Annotated in this window: 16 protein-coding genes and 1 pseudogene; 3 read left to right on the top strand and 14 right to left on the bottom strand. The window is 41.2% G+C overall.

The window, feature by feature from the left end; all coding sequences use genetic code 11:
• Positions 1-7: 7 nt before the first annotated feature.
• From CYK47_RS12315 to CYK47_RS12255, 13 genes are all read right to left on the bottom strand, one after another.
• Positions 8-649, bottom strand: coding sequence for an ATP-binding cassette domain-containing protein (locus CYK47_RS12315; protein ID WP_122902147.1), 642 nt, complete (start codon positions 647-649; stop codon positions 8-10).
• Positions 642-1,334, bottom strand: a complete 693-nt coding sequence (gene modB, locus CYK47_RS12310) for a molybdate ABC transporter permease subunit (RefSeq protein WP_122902146.1) — start codon at positions 1,332-1,334, stop codon at positions 642-644. Before modB ends, CYK47_RS12315 begins: the two co-directional genes overlap by 8 nt.
• Positions 1,321-2,109 (bottom strand): molybdate ABC transporter substrate-binding protein, encoded by a 789-nt coding sequence (gene modA / locus CYK47_RS12305; RefSeq protein ID WP_122902167.1) that lies wholly within the window; start codon positions 2,107-2,109, stop codon positions 1,321-1,323. Before modA ends, modB begins: the two co-directional genes overlap by 14 nt.
• A gap of 13 nt (positions 2,110-2,122) precedes the next feature.
• Positions 2,123-3,382, bottom strand: a complete 1,260-nt coding sequence (locus tag CYK47_RS12300; protein WP_122902145.1) for a molybdopterin molybdotransferase MoeA — start codon at positions 3,380-3,382, stop codon at positions 2,123-2,125.
• Entirely contained in the window at positions 3,379-4,302 is a 924-nt protein-coding gene (gene moaCB / locus CYK47_RS12295; RefSeq protein ID WP_122902144.1) for a bifunctional molybdenum cofactor biosynthesis protein MoaC/MoaB, read from the bottom strand. Before moaCB ends, CYK47_RS12300 begins: the two co-directional genes overlap by 4 nt.
• A gap of 52 nt (positions 4,303-4,354) precedes the next feature.
• On the bottom strand, positions 4,355-4,858 hold the full coding sequence (locus CYK47_RS12290) for a molybdenum cofactor biosynthesis protein MoaE (RefSeq protein ID WP_122902143.1): 504 nt from the start codon (positions 4,856-4,858) through the stop codon (positions 4,355-4,357).
• 2 nt (positions 4,859-4,860) lie between these two features.
• Entirely contained in the window at positions 4,861-5,109 is a 249-nt protein-coding gene (locus CYK47_RS12285; protein WP_122902142.1) for a MoaD/ThiS family protein, read from the bottom strand.
• A 2-nt stretch (positions 5,110-5,111) separates the two neighbouring features.
• Entirely contained in the window at positions 5,112-6,137 is a 1,026-nt protein-coding gene (moaA, locus tag CYK47_RS12280; RefSeq protein ID WP_122902141.1) for a GTP 3',8-cyclase MoaA, read from the bottom strand.
• 87 nt (positions 6,138-6,224) lie between these two features.
• The gene (locus tag CYK47_RS12275; protein WP_122902140.1) at positions 6,225-6,875 is read right to left on the bottom strand and encodes an NTP transferase domain-containing protein; all 651 of its coding nucleotides are present in this window, start codon (positions 6,873-6,875) and stop codon (positions 6,225-6,227) included.
• Complete coding sequence (locus CYK47_RS12270; RefSeq protein ID WP_122902139.1) at positions 6,862-9,648, bottom strand: nitrate reductase; 2,787 nt, start codon at positions 9,646-9,648, stop codon at positions 6,862-6,864. The genes CYK47_RS12275 and CYK47_RS12270 overlap by 14 nt, the downstream gene beginning before the upstream one ends.
• 102 nt (positions 9,649-9,750) lie before the next feature.
• Positions 9,751-11,361 carry a nitrite reductase small subunit NirD gene (gene nirD / locus CYK47_RS12265; RefSeq protein ID WP_122902138.1) on the bottom strand — a complete coding sequence of 537 codons (1,611 nt, stop codon included), beginning with the start codon at positions 11,359-11,361 and terminating at the stop codon, positions 9,751-9,753.
• A 24-nt stretch (positions 11,362-11,385) separates the two neighbouring features.
• On the bottom strand, positions 11,386-13,932 hold the full coding sequence (gene nirB, locus CYK47_RS12260; RefSeq protein ID WP_122902137.1) for a nitrite reductase large subunit NirB: 2,547 nt from the start codon (positions 13,930-13,932) through the stop codon (positions 11,386-11,388).
• Positions 13,933-13,957: 25 nt separating this feature from the next.
• Positions 13,958-15,334 (bottom strand): MFS transporter, encoded by a 1,377-nt coding sequence (locus CYK47_RS12255; RefSeq protein WP_122902136.1) that lies wholly within the window; start codon positions 15,332-15,334, stop codon positions 13,958-13,960.
• Positions 15,335-15,726: 392 nt separating this feature from the next.
• Here CYK47_RS12255 and CYK47_RS12250 point away from each other — a divergent pair, with 392 nt between their 5' ends.
• From CYK47_RS12250 to CYK47_RS12240, 3 genes are read left to right on the top strand one after another with little or no spacing between them, the layout of a single operon-like run.
• On the top strand, positions 15,727-16,314 hold the full coding sequence (locus CYK47_RS12250) for an ANTAR domain-containing response regulator (protein ID WP_122902135.1): 588 nt from the start codon (positions 15,727-15,729) through the stop codon (positions 16,312-16,314).
• Between the two features lie 3 nt (positions 16,315-16,317).
• Entirely contained in the window at positions 16,318-17,304 is a 987-nt protein-coding gene (locus CYK47_RS12245; RefSeq protein WP_122902134.1) for an ABC transporter substrate-binding protein, read from the top strand.
• A 22-nt stretch (positions 17,305-17,326) separates the two neighbouring features.
• A complete protein-coding gene (locus CYK47_RS12240) occupies positions 17,327-18,472 on the top strand; it encodes a ThiF family adenylyltransferase (protein ID WP_122902133.1) in 1,146 nt (381 codons plus the stop codon).
• A 42-nt stretch (positions 18,473-18,514) separates the two neighbouring features.
• Here the strand turns inward: CYK47_RS12240 and CYK47_RS12235 are convergent.
• Positions 18,515-18,636: pseudogene (locus CYK47_RS12235) on the bottom strand (IS3 family transposase); the annotation flags it as partial.

Genomic DNA, 18,636 nt, shown 5'->3' with positions numbered 1-18,636 from the left:
TCTCGTGTTAAATATTATGAATTTTGCCTTGGTCAATTTTTATAATGTCCGCTTGAAGGTACTGTAGCTCTTCAATATGGTGTGTTACATAAATCATGGGCAAACCTGTTTCATCTTTGACATTTTTTAAGAAAACTAGAATTTGCTGCCTTAAACGCTGGTCTAAACCGGTAAGGGGTTCATCTAGGAGCAACAATTGAGGAGACGATAATAAGGCACGCCCAATAGATACACGCTGTGCTTCACCACCTGAGAGCTGATGTGCTTTTCGCTTAAGTAATGCTGGTAATTCTAAAAGTTGTACAACTTGATCCCATTCTATGCTGTTGTGTTTTTTCCCAGACCACCTTTGCGCATATTTAAGATTTTGCATGACATTAAGATGTGGAAACAGTAATGCTTGCTGAAAAATCAGCGCAATATTTCTCTGATACGTAGGCAAGGAAAAAGATTGTTTAGAATCAAAAATTATTTGTTGATTAAGTTGGATAGAGCCGTGTGATGGATTGCATAAGCCAACAATATTTTTCAAAAATGTACTTTTTCCACAGCCCGACGGCCCCACAATGCCCAGCACTTGATGCTGCATTTCAAGCTGTACACTTAATAGAAAATCCTGCTGTTGATATTGAAAGTGACAATTAAGCATTTTGTCCTCCCAATCGCTTTTGGTATTTTTGCAAAATGAAGTAGTTGGCAATTAATGCACTAAAAGCCAATAGCAACGATAAAGCCACCAAGCGCATAGCCAAAGCATCACCATTGGGCTGTTGTAATAATGCATAAATCGCAATCGGAATGGTTTGCGTCTCGCTCGGAATATTTCCAACAAAGGTAATCGTTGCACCAAACTCGCCCAGACTACGACTAAACCCTAAAATACTCCCCATCAAAATACCGGGTAGTGCTAAAGGTAAACTGATGCTTAAAAAAACTTTTCTTGGACTTGAGCCTAAAGATGCTGCAATCTGTTCAAGCTGCTGATTTAACATTTGAAAAGACAAGCGAATAGGTTGAACGATCAGCGGAAAAGAGACCAGCATGGCTGCAAGTACAGCACCTTTCCAATTAAAGACCAATGAAATGCCCCATTGACTTAAATATTGCCCCACGAGTCCTTGTTGCCCAAACGTGACCAGTAATACGTAACCTAAAACCACAGGGGGTAACACCATGGGCATCTGTAATAAGGCTTCAACAATAAATTTAGCTTTAAACTCATAACGCGCCAGCAACCAAGCCAAGGCAACGGCAAAAGGTAAACATAATAAGGTCGAAATACTTGCCACCTTTGCAGAGAGGTAAATCGCACTCAGCTCTTCAGGGCTTAACATATCGAGAGGTCTCCCCCTTTATTTGAAATCCATATTTTTTGAAAATTTTTTTGGCTTGGACATCATGCACAATAAAATTTTTAAAATTCAGTGCTGCCTTATTTTTTTGCCCTTGTAAGGTCAATGCTAAAGGATAATCAATCGGGCGATGTGAGTGAGTAGGAAAGCTGCCAATAATGTTCACTTTTTTACTCAGTAAAGCATCCGTTTTATAGACAATACCTCGCTCGCATTCGCCTCTTTCTACAAATGCCAATGCGGAGCGAACATGATCTGTGCCTACAATTCGCCCCTGTAAACTATTGAACCAATTGAAATGCGTTAAACTTTGCTTTGCATATTTACCAACAGGAACGGATGTCATGTGTCCTGTGCACAAATAACCTTTAAAAGATTGAGAAAATTTAAAATCTTTGTGTGCTTTGAAATCTGCCTGAAGGTGCTGAGGAGCGATGACAACCAGTTGATTATTTAGAACCGAAAGGACTTGATTGGCATGAATTTTCTGTTTATGCACCAGATAGTTCATCCAGTCTAGATCTGCTGAGAAAAAAAGATCACTCGAAGCACCTGCTTCAATTTGTCTCGCTAAAGCAGAGGAGGCAGCAATCACAGGTACAATGCGATGTTCGGGTTTTTGGACCTGATAGAGTCGCACAATCTCATCTAAAGCATTGGTTAAACTTGCTGCGGCATAGATTTTAATGGTGTCAGCAGACACCGTATTTGCACTCCCACCCATCAACAAGATGAAACTTATCTTTTTGATCCACATATCAGCATCCATCTTAAGGTTGTATCAATATGCCGTGTAAAATCTGCCCCGCTTCTATCGTTTGATCTGCTGGAATACGCACCAAACAATTTGCTTGCATTAAGTTTGAAAGCATATGAGATTGCTGCTTAGATAAATTCGACAGCTTTAATACTCCATGTTCAAAATATGCGGACATTCTTAAAAAGCGATCACGAGCATCCTTTTTCAGGGCTGTAGTCGATACAGCACTAAACCAAGGCAAAGGTTGCGGTCGTCCTTGCAAACTGTATAAGAGTGTAGATATATAGATATACATACCCACGTACACTGCAGCAGGATTACCAGGTAAGCCAAGCAGCAGACATTGACTATGGTCTTGACGTGTGTACTTTGCAAACAGCATCGGCTTTCCAGGTTTTTGTTTCACCTTCCAAAATATCTGTTCAAAGCCAAGCGCTAACGCAACTGGGCGGACAAAATCATAATCACCCACTGAGACGCCACCTGTGGTGATCACTAAATCATATTGATCTTTTAAACGATCAAACAATTCAAAAACTGCCTGCTCCCCATCAGAGACATACATGATGTCTGCGTGGAGATGCTGTTGCTGAAACCAGGTCTGAATTAAAGGGCCATTGGCATCAAATATCTTGCCTGACTCAAAGTCCTCAACGGTTTGAGCAACTTCATCACCTGTAATGACCACAACAATCTTGGGCTGGGTATAAACAGACACCGTGTCTACCCCTGCCATACTCAGTGCAGCAATAGCACCCACATTCAAATGTTGCCCGGTGTGTGCCAAACGCTCACCCTTTGCCAACTCTTCCCCCATGTCTCGAATATCAGCATGCAGCTTTAGCGTTTGAGTCAATTGAATCCGGTGAGGCGTATGCTGCAACTGCACAATTTCTTGGCGTGCCACAGTGGTCGTATTTTCAGGAATTGCTGCGCCGGTAAAAATGCGAATGGCCTGGCCGGGCAAGAGTGAGATGGATGACACTTCACCTGCACGGCACTCACCAACCACTTCAAAATCTGTATTTTCTGCTATCAATTGATCTGCTTCAGCACAGATTGCATAACCATCTACAGCACTCTGTGCAAATAGTGGCAGATGAATGTGTGAATATAGGTCCTGTGCTAAATAACGATTTAAAGCAGCTTTTAAAGGAATACATTCTGTTTTTAATCGCGGGCTGTGTTGTTGAATGTAGGATAAAGCCTGATCCACTGAGATTAAGCCGGGTTCAGCCCCACACATCGCATGCTTGACCCCTTGGTTCATTGATAGCCTCCTGCATGCGGAATATTCTTCTGTACATCAAACAAATGTACCAGTGCAGGTAAAATAGCCGTCAATGATTCTTTTGCCCCTTGTCGACTACCAGGTAGTGTAATGACCAAACTGGTTTCAATATAACCTGCAACACCACGACTTAAGGCCGCGTAAGGCGTGCGGCGTTGTCCAAAACTACGAGAGGCCTCCATCAGGCCGGGAATTTCACGCTCTAAGAGCGGCTGCAGTGTTTCTACAGTTAAATCTTTGGGGCCTAAGCCCGTGCCACCGACAGTCAAGATCAAAGGATATTGATTTTTAAACTGATGGATTAAAGCCAATAACTGTTCAGGATCATCTGCAATGACTTGATAGTGATTATTGCTAAAATTCGCTTCCTCTAAGATCTCTAAAACATTTTGCCCTGCGGTATCAGGCTTCTTGCCGGCTGCAACCGTATCAGATAATACCAACACAACAGCAGGCAAACTGTCTTTTAAGCTACGTGTAAAATGAGATTTTCCACCTTTCTTCTTCTGTAGTTTGCATTGATCTAAGCACAGATCTTCAGGCTCACAGTGTGGCTTTAACATATCGTATAAGGTTAAGCCCGCTAGGCTGACTGCCGTTAGTGCTTCCATTTCTACGCCTGTCGGCCCAATGGTTTCTACCGTTGCAATGATCTCTACATGTCGCTCATGCAGTTCATATTCAACATCTGCTCGATAAATGGGTAATGGATGGCACAGCGGAATTAATTCATCTGTACGTTTCGCTGCTAAAATACCGGCAATACGTGCTGTCTTTAACGCATCACCTTTCTCTGTATTTCCTGTTCTCAGCAATTCGATACAATGTGCTGGTGCATGTAAAATTCCTGTTGCAATGGCAGTACGATAACTTTCTGCTTTCATGCCCACATTTTTCATTGTATTGGTCCTAAATACGCTAAAAATTCTTTTTAATGCTTTGGGTTATTATTTAATGCTGACATGCATGAGCATGCTGATGCACGTCTATTGCTTTTGCCCGATTTGGCATAGAATCTTGGTCTTTACGAATACAACAGCCCTCAACAAATTGGCTACTTCCATCTGCATAAAATTCCTCTTTCCATACAGGAACCTCATGCTTGACTCTCTCGACAGCCGCCTCACAAGCTTGAAAAGCTTCTCGCCGATGGGCAGCGTATGCCATGGCAATAATGGCAACCCCTCCAATATCTAGTGCACCAATACGGTGGACCACACGGACATACGCAACACCATATTGCTGTTGGATCTCTTGTTCGATTTGGCGAATCATTTTCTCAGCAACGGGTTGATAAGCTGTGTATTTCAAAGCTTTAACCGCTCTACCTTCATGATGATTACGTACTGTTCCTACAAAAATGCCTATACCACCACATTCAGGAAAATGTTCAATATGATCAAAGATCTGTTGATCTAAATTTTGCTCTTGAATGCGAGAGAAATCTTTTAACATCTTTAACCTCCCGCAACAGGGGATAAAAGTACAAGCGTCGTATCTTGCTGTAATCGCGTACTTCTAGGGATGATGTCTTCACCTACTGCACAGGCACAGTACGGTAGTAACTGCTCAGCTGCAGGATATCGTTTTAGAACGTCGATTAAGACCTCTGAAACCAAGCAGTTTTCTGTCTGCTCTAGTGAAAATTCATCTGGTAAATATCGACTGATTGCACCAAAGGACTCAATATTTATTGTCAATGTCATTTTTAACCTCCAATTTGGTACATACTAATCTTTCGATTTGAAGTGATAGGCTTTGTTTGTATGGCGTGATAGCCCCGTTCTTTATGCCAAATATAGTGTCCTAGTTGTGCATCTAATCTGTGTTGTGCCTTTTTTGGATGCGTTACTAATTGTTGAATATCGCTTTTTATATTTAGGCCATTTTTTGCGAAAAGACAGTTAAAGAATTCGCCTTGTGCATTGAGTCTCAGCCGATTACATTGCTTACAAAATGAATGACTAATGGTAGAAATAATACCTATTGGATGTTGTTGAATAAAATACTGCCTTGCAGGATTTGAACCTTGTTGTATATCCTCATTGACTACGAAAAATTGAGACAATATGGCTAAAATTTCTTGTTCTGAAACCACATCCGCATGCGACCATTGTCCATCCCCATCGAGCGGCATATATTCTATAAATCGTAGCTGTACATTATGTTGGATAGACCACCGCACCAAGGGAATGATTTGGTTTTCATTGAGGTTTTTGATTAAAACCGTATTAATTTTAATTTTAAGACCAGCCTCTTTAGCCGCGTGAATACCTTGTAATACCGGCTCAATCTGGCGCTGTGTCAACTGAAAAAATTGATCCTGATCTAAGCTATCTAAACTGATATTGATATCGTCTAAACCCGCTTGTTTTAGCCCTTTGACATATTGTTTTAAATAATGGCCATTGGTCGTCATAGAAACTTTTTTCAGGCCTTTTTTCTTTAAACTTTGTAATTGTGCAATAAAATGGACAACACCTTGGCGCATCAGGGGTTCGCCCCCAGTAATGCGGATATGTTCAATGCCACGCTGCACCATAAAGTCACAAAACTGGTAAAGCTCTTCAAAACTTAATAGCTGATGCTTCGCCATCCATTTGGGATGTTCAGGCATACAGTAGACACATTTAAAATTACAGCGATCAGTCACTGATATGCGCAGTTTTCGCTTTTCTCGACCAAATTGATCTTTAAATATATTCAACTGTTGTAATACATTTAAGCTTGTCATGTGACTTAACCCCTTGCATCTTTTGAATGCAATTCAAAAAAAATGCCCTATTTAACTTCAGATCAAACTGCAATAATTGTTCCACTTTTACGCATTTTTTAAGATCAGTTGAGAATCTAGTAATTTTTTAATTTGTCGATGCTGTTGCAGTTCATCCAAACTGTTGATGCTATGAAAAATGAGCGTATTGTTTTCAAATACAAGCTCACTATGGGCTAAATCTTGAAAGCAAGTTTTTAGACTGCGCTGATTTAATGCAAGATGTTGCTCTAAAATAGGGACAGCAGTGCGGCGCATGAGACAAAATGGATAGAGGGCTTGTCCATTGATGTTGACAACCGCCACACTACTTAAAAGATTTTGCGTTAATGTCTGATGTAATTTTTCTAATACATCTTCAGGAATAAAAGTGACATCACAAGGTACAAATAAAACGAAGTCACTCTGTAGCTTTGACCACGCAGTTTTCATTCCCATCATTGGGCCTTGAAAGCCCGTATGATCATCTTGGAAACATTGAACCGTCGGCATCAATTGCGTATAAAGCGCATGATCACGGTGACTATTGATCCACACCTGATTCACCTGTGATTGTAAGGTGTTATAAATTTTAATGAGTTGAATCTCCTCATCAAATGTTTGTAATAACTTATTTAAACCGTTCATTCTGCGCGCTTGTCCGCCTGCCAAAATGACCAGATCCGTTGTAGGGAAGTTGAGGGTCTTATGAGGATTCATATTCTGTCTCCATTTGACATGCTTTGATCAAGCCACGAATTTCAGGTAAACATGACCCACAATTTCCGCCCGCTTTTAAGCATGCTGTCACTTGTTTTTCGTGATCAATATTGTGTTCCCGAATTGTTAGCATGATTTTTTGTTTACCCACTTTAAAACAGCTGCATACCAATGGCCCATCGTTATTGCTGATCGACATCGCTTGACCTGCCAACAATGCTTTACGGTGCATGGCACTTAGACGCTCTCGTTTAAATAGACTAGCTACCCAGTTTCGATCAGGTAATAAAGCTTGAGGTGCGATATATAAGCTTGCAATCAGCTGACCATCTTTCAACACCACTGTATGGCTCATCTGTGCACTGAGGTCAGATAAATTAAGCCATTCAAAGCTTTCTTCTTGAAAAGGTAATAATTGTTTTAAATGCTCAGTGGTTTCTGCCAAGCTTTCACATCCTGCGATTTCATAGCGCACGGCTTTGGCCATTTTAATTTTTGTCCACCATGTTAAGGCTTCAATAGCGCCGTTAATGCTATTTAAAAACTCATCTCGGACATAGCATACCCCCTGCCAACGGGTGTAAAACGGTTGTACCATCACAGGGGTATGTTTAAATTCTGGTTCACCTGAAATGGCATCTACCACAGGGTTGACCACTTTACCAATACGAGCGTCCGATGCCGTTTGCGCTGTCCAATGAATCGGCGCAAAGATTTGCCCACGCCGCACCTTATCACTCACATTCACCCGTAATACACATCTGCCCCATTTTGATGAAACTTGTATTAATTCAAGGTCTTTTACACCATACTTAAGCGCATCTTGAGGATGGATTTCGCAATATGGTTCAGCTTTATGGTGATTTAAATTGGCAGATAGACCTGTACGGCTCATGGTATGCCATTGGTCACGAATACGGCCGGTGTTTAAAATTAAAGGATAATCCATGCTGACTTGATGGACAGGGTCAATGGCCTGTGTAGCAATAAATTTGGCTTTACCATCTACATGACTAAATTGACCTTGCGTGAATAATCGCTCTACATGTTGTTTTGAATTACTTTTGAGTACAGGCCATTGAATGGGTGCTAGATCTTGATAAGCCTGTTCAGATAAATTCGCCAATCCTTCTAAATTAAAATAGCGAAAAGTAGCTGTATTTTGTCGAGCCTCTACACTTTGATTGTGATAAGCAGAAAGCCGCGCATGTTCTAAAAAGATTTCATGGCTATTTTGAAAGTCAAAACCGCTAAAGCCCATTTTTTTAGCGACTTGTGCAATCGCCCACCAATCCGTTTTCGCCTGTTCAGGTGGATGCAAAAATGCACGTTGGCGTGAAATCCGCCGTTCAGAATTTGTCACTGTGCCGTCTTTTTCTCCCCAACCAAGTGCAGGTAATAAGATATCAGCATACGCAGTGGTATCAGTGTGTTGGCAAATATCAGATACCACCACCAACTCACATTTTTCTAAGGCACGTTTGACTTGATCGGCATTGGGCAAACTGACCACAGGATTGGTGGCCATAATCCACACCGCTTTAATCTTGCCTGCTTCAATCGCCTCAAATAAATCCACCGCTTTTAAACCTGCTTTATTGGCAATCGTAGGACTCTGCCAAAATTCTTGTACCACATGCTGATGCACAGGATTATCTAAATCCATATGCGATGCTAACATATTGGCCAGACCACCCACTTCACGTCCACCCATGGCATTGGGTTGTCCGGTCATAGAAAAAGGGGCTGAACCAGGTTTACCAATTTTCCCAGTGAGTAAATGACAATTAATAATACTGTTGGCTTTATCTACCCCACGTGATGATTGATTCACCCCCATCGAGAATAAAGTCATGACTTTCTCAGTCTTGGCAAATTTTTCAAAAAATAGCTCTAATTTATCTACAGAAATTCCTGTTTTAACAGCAACAGCTTCAAGCGATTTTTCTGCCAAACTTGCCTCTAAAGCGCTGTTTAAGCCTTGGGTATGTGCAGAGATAAAGGCTTGATCAACTTTTCCATGTTGGTGAAGATATTGTAAAAGTCCATTAAAGAGGCTGACGTCTTGACCAGGTAAAATTGGTAGATGGAGATCGGCTGCTTCACAGGTTGCAGTAAAGCGAGGATCAATCACCACCACAAACACATCCCGTTGTTCTTTGGCTTGCATAATGCGCTGATAGAGTACGGGATGGCACCATGCGGTATTTGAACCGACCAATACCACCAGGTCAGTGTGTTCAAAATCTTCATAACTGGCGGGGACTAAATCTTCACCAAACGCACGCTTATGGGCCGCCACCGCAGAGGACATACAAAGACGAGAGTTGGTATCAATATTGGCAGTCCCAAGATAGCCTTTAACCAATTTATTGACCACATAATAGTCTTCGGTTAATAACTGACCTGATACATAAAATGCCACGCTGTCCGCACCATAATCCTGAATACATTGTGCGAACTTTTCTGCGATAGTGGTGGTTGCTTGATCCCAAGACACAATTTGGCGTGCATCATCGCGTCCAATTTGCGGCTGTAACAGCCGAGTTTCTAAGCCTAGAGTATCGGCTAAATTACTGCCTTTGACACATAATTTACCTTGGTTGGCCGGGTGTTTAGCATCACCAATGACACTCACCTGTTGTCCTAAATTTGTATGTTGGACGGTGGCTGTCACGCCACAACCCACGCCACAGTATGGACATGTGGTATCCGTTATCTTTACGCTATGTTCTTCAGAGCAATGCAGTTGCATTACAGGAATACTATTCATTGCGACTGTGCCCCTTGTTTAATCTATATGAATGATTGCGAAGCTTAAAATGTCGTCTCCGAGCAAAGCACGACGCCTTTTTGGCTTCGCAGGAGAGATCTATTAACTGGCTTGCTTTAAGGCAAAATCTTTACCAAAGAGCAATTTGCTACGAATCGCTGAGATTGGGGTTTTATCTGTAATCAGTTCAGCATACCATGCGCCATCTTCAGTATCACCAAACAATACCGTACCAATCACTTTATCGTTCTGAATAATGATCCGCTTATAGATTTGACGTTTTTCATCATTCAAAATGATGTCTTCATAATCATCTTCAGGTTCAAAGTTACCGGCTGAGAAGACATCACAACCACTGACTTTAAGCTGCGTCGGTACAGTCGGTGCCTTAAAGGTCAGGCTACCGTGCTCGGCTAAATGTGAAGCGCAGATAAAGGCTTGTCCCCAGAGTGGCTCGACCAACCCAAAGGTTTGCCCACGATGTTCGATACATTCACCTACAGCATAAATACTCGGGTCATAGGTCTGCATGGTGTCATTCACCAATACACCACGGTTGCAACGCAACCCTGCACTTTGGGCGAGTGCCATATTGGGGCGAATCCCGACGGCAAAGACCACAAGATCCGCATCCAATACTGTGCCATCCGTTAAGCGAACATGCGTAACATGCCCATCTAAACCCATTAAGGCTTCAGTATTGGCTTGCGTGATAATGTGTATACCTTTTTGCTCTATGGCCGTTTTGAGCATCTGGCTGGCTTTGGCATCCAACTGACGATCCATAATTCGATCAGTTAAATGTAAAACCGTGACCGTCATTCCTTGTTGTTTTAAACCATAAGCGGCTTCTAAACCCAGTAAACCACCGCCAATCACCACAGCATTTTTTTTAGTTTTACAGTAATCCAGCATGTTATTGACATCATAAATATCGCGGAAGCTGACCACACCTTGTAAATCTGCACCTTTCACAGGAGGAATAAATGGCTTCGATCCTGTCGCTAGAATCAGGCGGTCATAATCTACCACTATGCCTTTTTCGGTATAGATTTGCTTGCGTGGACGATCAATTCTGACTGCGGCATCACCTGCAATAAAGCGAATGCCTTTCTCCTGATACCATGCATGTGGATGAAGCATAATATCTGCAATGGTTTTTTCCCCTGATAACACCGGCGATAACATGATGCGATTGTAATTACCCCAAGGTTCTTCACCAATGACGGTAATTTCATAACGATCGGGTGCCATATCCAGTAAATCTTCCAAACAGCGCATGCCTGCTAAGCCATTCCCGACCAAGACTAACTTCATTTTTTCCTGTGAAGTGGTTGTATTGGTAATATAAGTTTTTTGTGGGGTTGGACTGATTAAAATACGCCCCTCCACAATTTTGCTTGGGAAAACCAAAAGCTTTTGGTCTTTATCTTCTAAGCAACGTCCTGTGGCCAAACTAAAGTGTTGTTTATAAATTGGTGAGGCCACCACACGTTCGCCTTGCAAATCACCAACGATGCCACGTGACATGACAAAGGCTTGGCTAAATGGGTCTTGATTACTTAAGGCATAGACCCGCTTTTCATTGCCTACACGGAAGATGGCAATCTGTTGATTTTCAATCAGTGCGCAGACACCAGTATTTGGCGTAATGTCATCTAGTGCGCAAACATCGACCCAGTTCAGTTCATTCATATCTTGTAAAATCGTCATATTATTTCTCCTTTTGTTGTTGTTTTAGGCTTCAACCACAGGGATACGACTCATGTCACGTTCTGCTTTGGTTTTGGGACGAATCTGTCCACGCACTTCAGCAAATTGAACATGTGGATCATGCTGTGCTTCAGCTTTAGCATTAACGAAAGTGACAAAACGTTTACGAACTTCAGGATCTTCGACTGCGGTACGCCATTCATCTTGATAGGTACCAATCACATGGCTCATACGACGCTCTAACTCTTCTGCGATGCCTAAAGAATCATGCACAATCACATCTTTAAGATAATCTAGACCACCTTCTAAGTTGTCACGCCATACCGATGTACGTTGTAGACGATCTGCTGTTTGAATGTAGAACATAAAGAAACGATCGATATATTTAATCAAGGTTTGGGTATCAAGATCAGCAGCCAATAATTCAGCATGACGTGGTTTCATACCACCATTACCGCAGACATATAGATTCCAACCTTTTTCGGTGGCAATCACACCCACATCTTTACTTTGAGCTTCGGCACATTCACGGGTACACCCAGAGACTGCCATTTTGGTTTTATGCGGGGAACGTAAACCCTTATAACGATTTTCTAAGAAGATGGCTAAGCCCACTGAATCATCAACACCATAACGGCACCAAGTACTGCCCACGCATGATTTTACTGTGCGCAGTGATTTACCGTAGGCATGGCCTGACTCAAAGCCTGCTTCAATCAATTTGGTCCAAATCTCAGGCAGTTGATACACTTGTGCACCAAACATATCGACACGTTGCCCACCAGTGAGCTTAGTATATAGCCCATATTCTTTGGCAATTTGACCAATCGCAATTAAGCCATCAGGTGTGACTTCACCGCCTGCCATACGTGGAACGACAGAATAAGTCCCATCTTTTTGGATGTTACCAAGGTAATAATCATTACTATCTTGCAGACCAGCATGACTAGGTTTGAGAACAAAATCGTTCCAGCATGATGCCAAGATATTCGCCACTGTTGGCTTACAAATATCACAGCCTAGACCATGACCATGTTGGGCAATTAAATCATCAAAAGTCTTAATCTCTCCTACACGTACCAAGTGATATAACTCTTGGCGAGAATAAGCAAAATGCTCACAGAGGTGATTATTGACCGTTACCCCTTGGCGTTGTAATTCAGATTTTAAAACTTGTGTAACGAGTGGCGTACAACCTCCACATGCAGTGGCAGCTTGAGTACACTTCTTGATTGCACCGAGTGAGGTTGAACCCTCTGCAATCGCAGAACAGATATCGGATTTAGAGACGTTATTACATGAACAAATGGTGGCACTGTCAGGCAATAAATCTACTCCTGTACCGCCTGATTTACCTGTGGCTTGTTCAAAGCCCGGCATAATTAAACTTTCAGGTTGCTCAGGCAATGCTAAGCCATTGAGCATCATTTGGAGTAAATCATTATATTCTTTGGCACAACCCACCAACACCGCACCCAATAATTTGGTCTTATCCGAATTGACCACAATCTTTTTATAGACTTGTGCCACTTCATCAGCATAGAAGTAACTTAACGCATTTGGTGTCATGGCATGTGCATCACCCACTGATGCCACATCTACCCCCATCAATTTAAGTTTAGTGCTCATGTCTGCACCTTTAAATTCAGTACACACTTGATCCATCACATGCTTGGCAGCAATACGTGCCATGTCATAACCGGGTGCAACTAAACCAAAGATTTTGTTATTCCAAAGCGCACACTCACCAATAGCGTAGACATCTACATCAGAGGTTTGGCAGTAATCATTAATGACGATCCCGCCACGCTCGCCTAGGGCAAGACCACTTTGGCGTGCGAGTTCATCCCGTGGTCGAATACCTGCACTAAATAAAATAATATCTGTTTCTAACTCAGAGCCATCCGCGAACTTCATCACATGCTGGGCGGATGTGCCTGGTTCAATGGAAGACGTTGCCTTTTGGGTATGTACTTTTACACCTAAATCTTCAATTTTGGTTTTTAGAACTTTTCCACCTAGATCATCAATTTGTACAGCCATCAAACGTGGGGCAAACTCCACCACATGGGTGTTTAAATTTAAATCACATAGGGCTTTGGCTGCCTCTAAACCCAGTAAGCCACCACCGATAACTACACCGGTTTTTGCGTTTAAGCTGGCTTTTTTAAGAGCATCTAGATCGTCAATGGTGCGATAGACAAAACAGTTTTCACGATCATTGCCCGCAATCGGCGGAACAAAAGCATAAGAACCCGTCGCAAGCACCAACTTGTCGTAGCTGATGATATCCCCTTGGCTTGTCGTTACAGTTTTGTTGATACGATCAACATGGGTTGCTTTGGTATTTAAACGTAGATCAATGCCATAGGCATCTGCAAAATCTGCGCGACATAAGGTTAAATCTTTGACCGATTTTCCACTGAAGTATTCAGTCAAATGCACACGGTCATACGCGAGACGTGGCTCTTCTGCTAAAACTGTGATTTCAATATTATCGTTCGCAGATTCAAGTACAGATTCGATAAATTTATGGCCAACCATACCATGGCCAATGATGATTAATTTCATTGTCTTATTCTCTTCAATATGATGATTAAGCTTTAGCTTCAATGTCTGTACGGGCATGTGCAGCATCAGAGAGCAAACGTTGTTGCATCGCTTGTTCGTATAAACGTTGCTCTTTTTCTTTATGTTCTAAGGAAAAACGAATGAGTAAAACAAATGCCGCTGCAATGACAACCAGCACACCTAAAATCATGAATGTGGTTTGAATATCCAGCATACCTTTGAGCAGAAAACCTGCTGCGACTGCGCCAACATTACCGCCTGCCCCAATAATTCCGGCCACACCACCTAGAGAATCACGATCGATGAAAGGCACTAAAGCATAGGTTGCGCCACATGCCATATGGGTGAATAAGGCAAAAATTGTCATGACTAAAATAGCCAGTATCACACTATCTACTTTTGCAAAAGCAATTAAGAAAATGCCTTCTAGCAAAATCAGGCCAAATAATACTTTAGTTCGACCATCTAGCCCTTTTGAAATCGCAACTTTGTCTGAAACAATACCGCCAAGTGCACGCGCAAATAATGCAAGTAAGCCAAAAATACCCGCTGCCAATCCAGCTTCTTTTAAACCAAATTGAAAATGTTCAACGTAATACATCGCAATGATGTTATGCATGAAAATTTCAATGCCAAAGCAAGCTGCGTAAGCACCAAATAAAATCCATACACGGTAATTACGTGCCGCCGCCATTAAAATTGCGGTGCCACCTTTTTTATCACTGCCAACACTGACACCATTTTCACGGAGCGCTTTAAAGTTACCTTGTGGGCAGTCTTGGGTAAGTTTCCAATACATGATTCCTACAATCACCATCATCAGGCCAGGAACCAATAATGCCAAACGCCATCCCATGGCTTGCTCAACGCCAAACATGACTAGGGCACCGAGTAACAAAGGCATTAATGCTTGGGTTGCACCCCCACCTGCATTACCCCAGCCTGCTGTTGTGGCATTTGCGGTCCCCACAACATTCGAGGCAAACATAATACTGGTATGATATTGAGTAATCACGAAACTGGCACCAATGGCACCAATGAGTAGGCGGAAAAAGAGAAAGCTTTCGTAGCTATTTGATGCAGCAACACCAAATACAGGAATACTGCCTAAAAGAAGAAGTGCGGTATAAGTTTTACGAGGGCCGTATTTATCACACAATGGCCCGACAATTAAGCGCACCAAAATTGTAATGGCTACAGCAGCAATATTAATATTGGCAATTTGATCTTTGGTCAGATTAAACTCACCTGCAATAACAGGCATGAGTGGTGCACAGGCAAACCATGCAAAGAAACACACAAAGAATGCTAACCAACTCATGTGGAATGCACGCATTGCAGCAGTTTTAAAATTAAAAAGGCTTATTTTTGTTGCTTTATTCACATTCAAATTTGTAGACATAGCCACACTCCTAGAGCTGAACGGTTATAGTCTTCTGCATACAGCATGGCTATAGACAGAATCGATCAGAACGGACGTCGTTGGCCGTCTTAAAAATATTGGTCGTCTTCTTTGACTAGAATAATGAATGCAAACTATATGCCACATTTACAAAATATCAAAATCATTGCATATCCTCTTCTTTTTTATAGGCCGTCATTTTTATTTTTCTTAAAGATGCTCATTGAATATGGACGCCGTGAATGATTACTGTGCGCCTCACAACGATTTTGCATTTTTGTAGTGCAAAAAGGTGGTTTAAACGACTTTCTTTTTCATCAGTTCGTGGCATTAAACTTGCTAGTCATTTCTTTAATTTTTAATTTTCGAATCTTGCTTTGACGAACTTTAATATGTCTAACATTAAAATAGCACTGATAGATGACCACCTCGAACGTGCTCAATATATTCAAAAGTCTTTGACCGAACATGGCTTTGAAGTCGTCGCATGTATCAGTGTTAAAACCATTAATTTACTTCGTTTGGAAAAATTAAATGCTGATGTGATTTTGTTAGATATGGATCATCCACAGCGAGATATTATTGAAAGTTGTGTGAGTCAGTTTGATTTACCAACGGTGTTATTTACCAAAAATAGCCATAGAGACACCATTAAGAATGCCATTGATGCTGGTGTGACCGCTTATATTGTAGATGGTATTGACCCTTCAAAATTAAATAGTATTTTGGATATTTCCATTCAACAATTTAAAAAACATAAAAAACTATTGTGTGATTTAGAAGAAACTAAAAACAAGCTTGCAGACCGCAAAGATATAGAACGAGCCAAAGTATTGTTAATGAATATTCACCATCTTTGTGAAAATGATGCCTTTCAACTACTCAGAAAAAATGCGATGAGCCACCGTATGAGTATGGGTGAGATGTCAAGACGCCTACTTGATGCTCAAGAACTTTTACAATCATCAGCAAAGGAATAAAACATGAGCATGCTTGAGAAAACAGATATCCAATTGGGTTATATTCCTCTTTTAGATTGCATCGCATTACTCTGGGCATCACATCAGGGGTATTTTGCAGAGCAAGGTCTACATGTCACTTTGGTTAAAGAACCCTCTTGGGCAAGTTTAAGAGATCGCCTAGCATTTGGCCTATTGGATGCTGCTCACTGCTTATCTGCCATGCTCCCGGCGGCTGCAACTGGTGAAGACCATCTGGGTATTCCTTTACAGACATCACTGGCTTTAAGTCACAATCGTGCTTTCATCAGTTTAAGTCAAAAGCTGTGTCATCACTTAAACCTGAGTATTCATGATACTCCGTTACAATCCTCACAGAAATTAATGCACGCCATTCAACAGGGTCAAGATATTCATCTTGCTCATGTATTTAAACAATCGATCCATCATTATATTTTAAGAGAGTGGCTCGCTTTGTCCGATGGAAATATTGCAGCCCAGTATCGCTTTTCAAGCTTGCCGCCACCCTATATGGTTGAAGCGATTTCATCACATTTGATTGATGGTTTTTGTGTAGGTGAACCTTGGAATACCCAAGCAGAAATTGAAGGCTTTAGTCGAATTATTTTAAGTAGTGAAGACATTATTCCAACCATCCCAGATAAGGTTGTTGCATTTACAGCAGATTGGGCATTACAGCATCCACATACATTGCAAGCTTTAACCAAAGCGATTGAAAAGGCACAGCAAGATTTAAAAAATCCTGCTTTTTTTGATGAAATTTGGGCGTTATTAAAAGTTTATGAAATCATCCGTTTCCAATGCTCTGCAGATATTCATGTTCAGGCATTCCATAGAATCATGAAAATCATACAAGATTTTAGCAACCCTCAAAAACCACAAACTACCGACTTTGAATGGATCATACAGAAAATGAAGAGATGGGATCACCTGCATGTCATTGATTCTGAATTAGCCAATATTGCCAAAAACTGTATCTATCGAGTTTAGATTTAGGACTGTTTAAACCTTTATGAATCATCAATTAAGTATAGAAGAACTCAGATATTACTCTCGCCAGATTCGTTTAAAGCAGATAGGCATATCTGGACAACTTAAATTAAAACAAGCGAGTGTTTTAGTGATAGGCGTAGGTGGCTTAGGTTGTCCAGCGCTTATGTACTTAGCATCAGCTGGCGTCGGCCATATTGGCTTATTGGATAATGATATTGTTAGTCTAAGTAATTTACATCGACAAAGTTTATTCCAATATGCTGATCTAGGCAGACTAAAAGTGGATTGCGCAGCTGAAAAACTACAATCATCGAACCCCTTTATCCAAATAGAGAAATACCCGATTTATTTTAATGCTGATTGTGCTCATATCCTCAAACAATATGACGTTATTGTTGATGCAACTGACAACTTTAGTTCTAAATATTTGCTCAATGATCTATGTCAGCAACTTTATAAGCCGTTAATTTACGCATCAATTGATCAGTTTGCTGGCCAACTTGCAGTGTTTAAAAATAAAGAATTCCATAAGAGTGCAAACTTAAGACATATCTTTCCTACTCAACCCCCTGATCATTTGGTTATGTCATGCAATACAGCAGGTGTGTTAGGCGTACTACCAGGGATACTGGGTACATATCAAGCAGCCGAGGCGCTAAAATTAATCTTAAATATAAATGAGCCTGAAAATAAACTGTATTTATTTGATGTGCTAGGAAATAAACTAAGATCAATAAATATAGATATTCACTCAGAAATTCAAAGCCAACACCCAACACTTCAACAACCCGGTGCTTGTCAAAATATAAATATTGCAAACCAAATGACAGCGTGTACGCTTAAAACATGGCTTATAGAAGCACGAAAATTTTATTTGGTCGATATTCGTGAACGAGATGAATATGATGAACTTGCATTTACAGCAGCTACATTTATCCATGATATTGATTCTGAAGCTTTTATACATACGGACATACACCCAATCGTACTTTATTGCTCCACAGGTAAACGCTCGATCAACCAATTTGAATACTTTCGTTCAATTTTCCCTAATCATCCAATTTACATGCTTAAAGATGGTCTGTTTGGCTATCTAGACGAGGGATATTCTTTTGGTATTGATGGTAGCAGTGTAGTAGCACACTATACTACTTTAAATCATTGAAAAAAGTTTCTTTGACATCCTCCCCGACCTAAAGCTATGATCCTAGACAGTATCGTGGACAACAAATCCCTCTAAATTCTTAAAATATTTCTGTTCAAAGGCTTCTGGGCTTAACCAGCCGTTTGCGGAATGCCTTCTGACCCGATTGTAATAAATCTCAATAT

This window comes from Acinetobacter sp. B51(2017) (genome assembly GCF_003711395.1).
GTDB lineage: Bacteria > Pseudomonadota > Gammaproteobacteria > Pseudomonadales > Moraxellaceae > Acinetobacter.
Note: the sequence above shows the minus strand (reverse complement) of the source record. Positions and strands in the feature narration are given on the sequence as shown.

Excerpts from the sequence above, each read along its gene's own strand:
- CYK47_RS12315 (WP_122902147.1), bottom strand. The coding sequence starts at position 649 with ATGCTTAATTGTCACTTTCAATATCAACAGCAGGATTTTCTATTAAGT.
- modB (WP_122902146.1), bottom strand. The coding sequence starts at position 1,334 with ATGTTAAGCCCTGAAGAGCTGAGTGCGATTTACCTCTCTGCAAAGGTG.
- modA (WP_122902167.1), bottom strand. The coding sequence starts at position 2,109 with ATGTGGATCAAAAAGATAAGTTTCATCTTGTTGATGGGTGGGAGTGCA.
- CYK47_RS12300 (WP_122902145.1), bottom strand. The coding sequence starts at position 3,382 with ATGAACCAAGGGGTCAAGCATGCGATGTGTGGGGCTGAACCCGGCTTA.
- moaCB (WP_122902144.1), bottom strand. The coding sequence starts at position 4,302 with ATGAAAAATGTGGGCATGAAAGCAGAAAGTTATCGTACTGCCATTGCA.
- CYK47_RS12290 (WP_122902143.1), bottom strand. The coding sequence starts at position 4,858 with ATGTTAAAAGATTTCTCTCGCATTCAAGAGCAAAATTTAGATCAACAG.
- CYK47_RS12285 (WP_122902142.1), bottom strand. The coding sequence starts at position 5,109 with ATGACATTGACAATAAATATTGAGTCCTTTGGTGCAATCAGTCGATAT.
- moaA (WP_122902141.1), bottom strand. The coding sequence starts at position 6,137 with ATGACAAGCTTAAATGTATTACAACAGTTGAATATATTTAAAGATCAA.
- CYK47_RS12275 (WP_122902140.1), bottom strand. The coding sequence starts at position 6,875 with ATGAATCCTCATAAGACCCTCAACTTCCCTACAACGGATCTGGTCATT.
- CYK47_RS12270 (WP_122902139.1), bottom strand. The coding sequence starts at position 9,648 with ATGAATAGTATTCCTGTAATGCAACTGCATTGCTCTGAAGAACATAGC.
- nirD (WP_122902138.1), bottom strand. The coding sequence starts at position 11,361 with ATGACGATTTTACAAGATATGAATGAACTGAACTGGGTCGATGTTTGC.
- nirB (WP_122902137.1), bottom strand. The coding sequence starts at position 13,932 with ATGAAATTAATCATCATTGGCCATGGTATGGTTGGCCATAAATTTATC.
- CYK47_RS12255 (WP_122902136.1), bottom strand. The coding sequence starts at position 15,334 with ATGTCTACAAATTTGAATGTGAATAAAGCAACAAAAATAAGCCTTTTT.
- CYK47_RS12250 (WP_122902135.1), top strand. The coding sequence starts at position 15,727 with ATGTCTAACATTAAAATAGCACTGATAGATGACCACCTCGAACGTGCT.
- CYK47_RS12245 (WP_122902134.1), top strand. The coding sequence starts at position 16,318 with ATGAGCATGCTTGAGAAAACAGATATCCAATTGGGTTATATTCCTCTT.
- CYK47_RS12240 (WP_122902133.1), top strand. The coding sequence starts at position 17,327 with ATGAATCATCAATTAAGTATAGAAGAACTCAGATATTACTCTCGCCAG.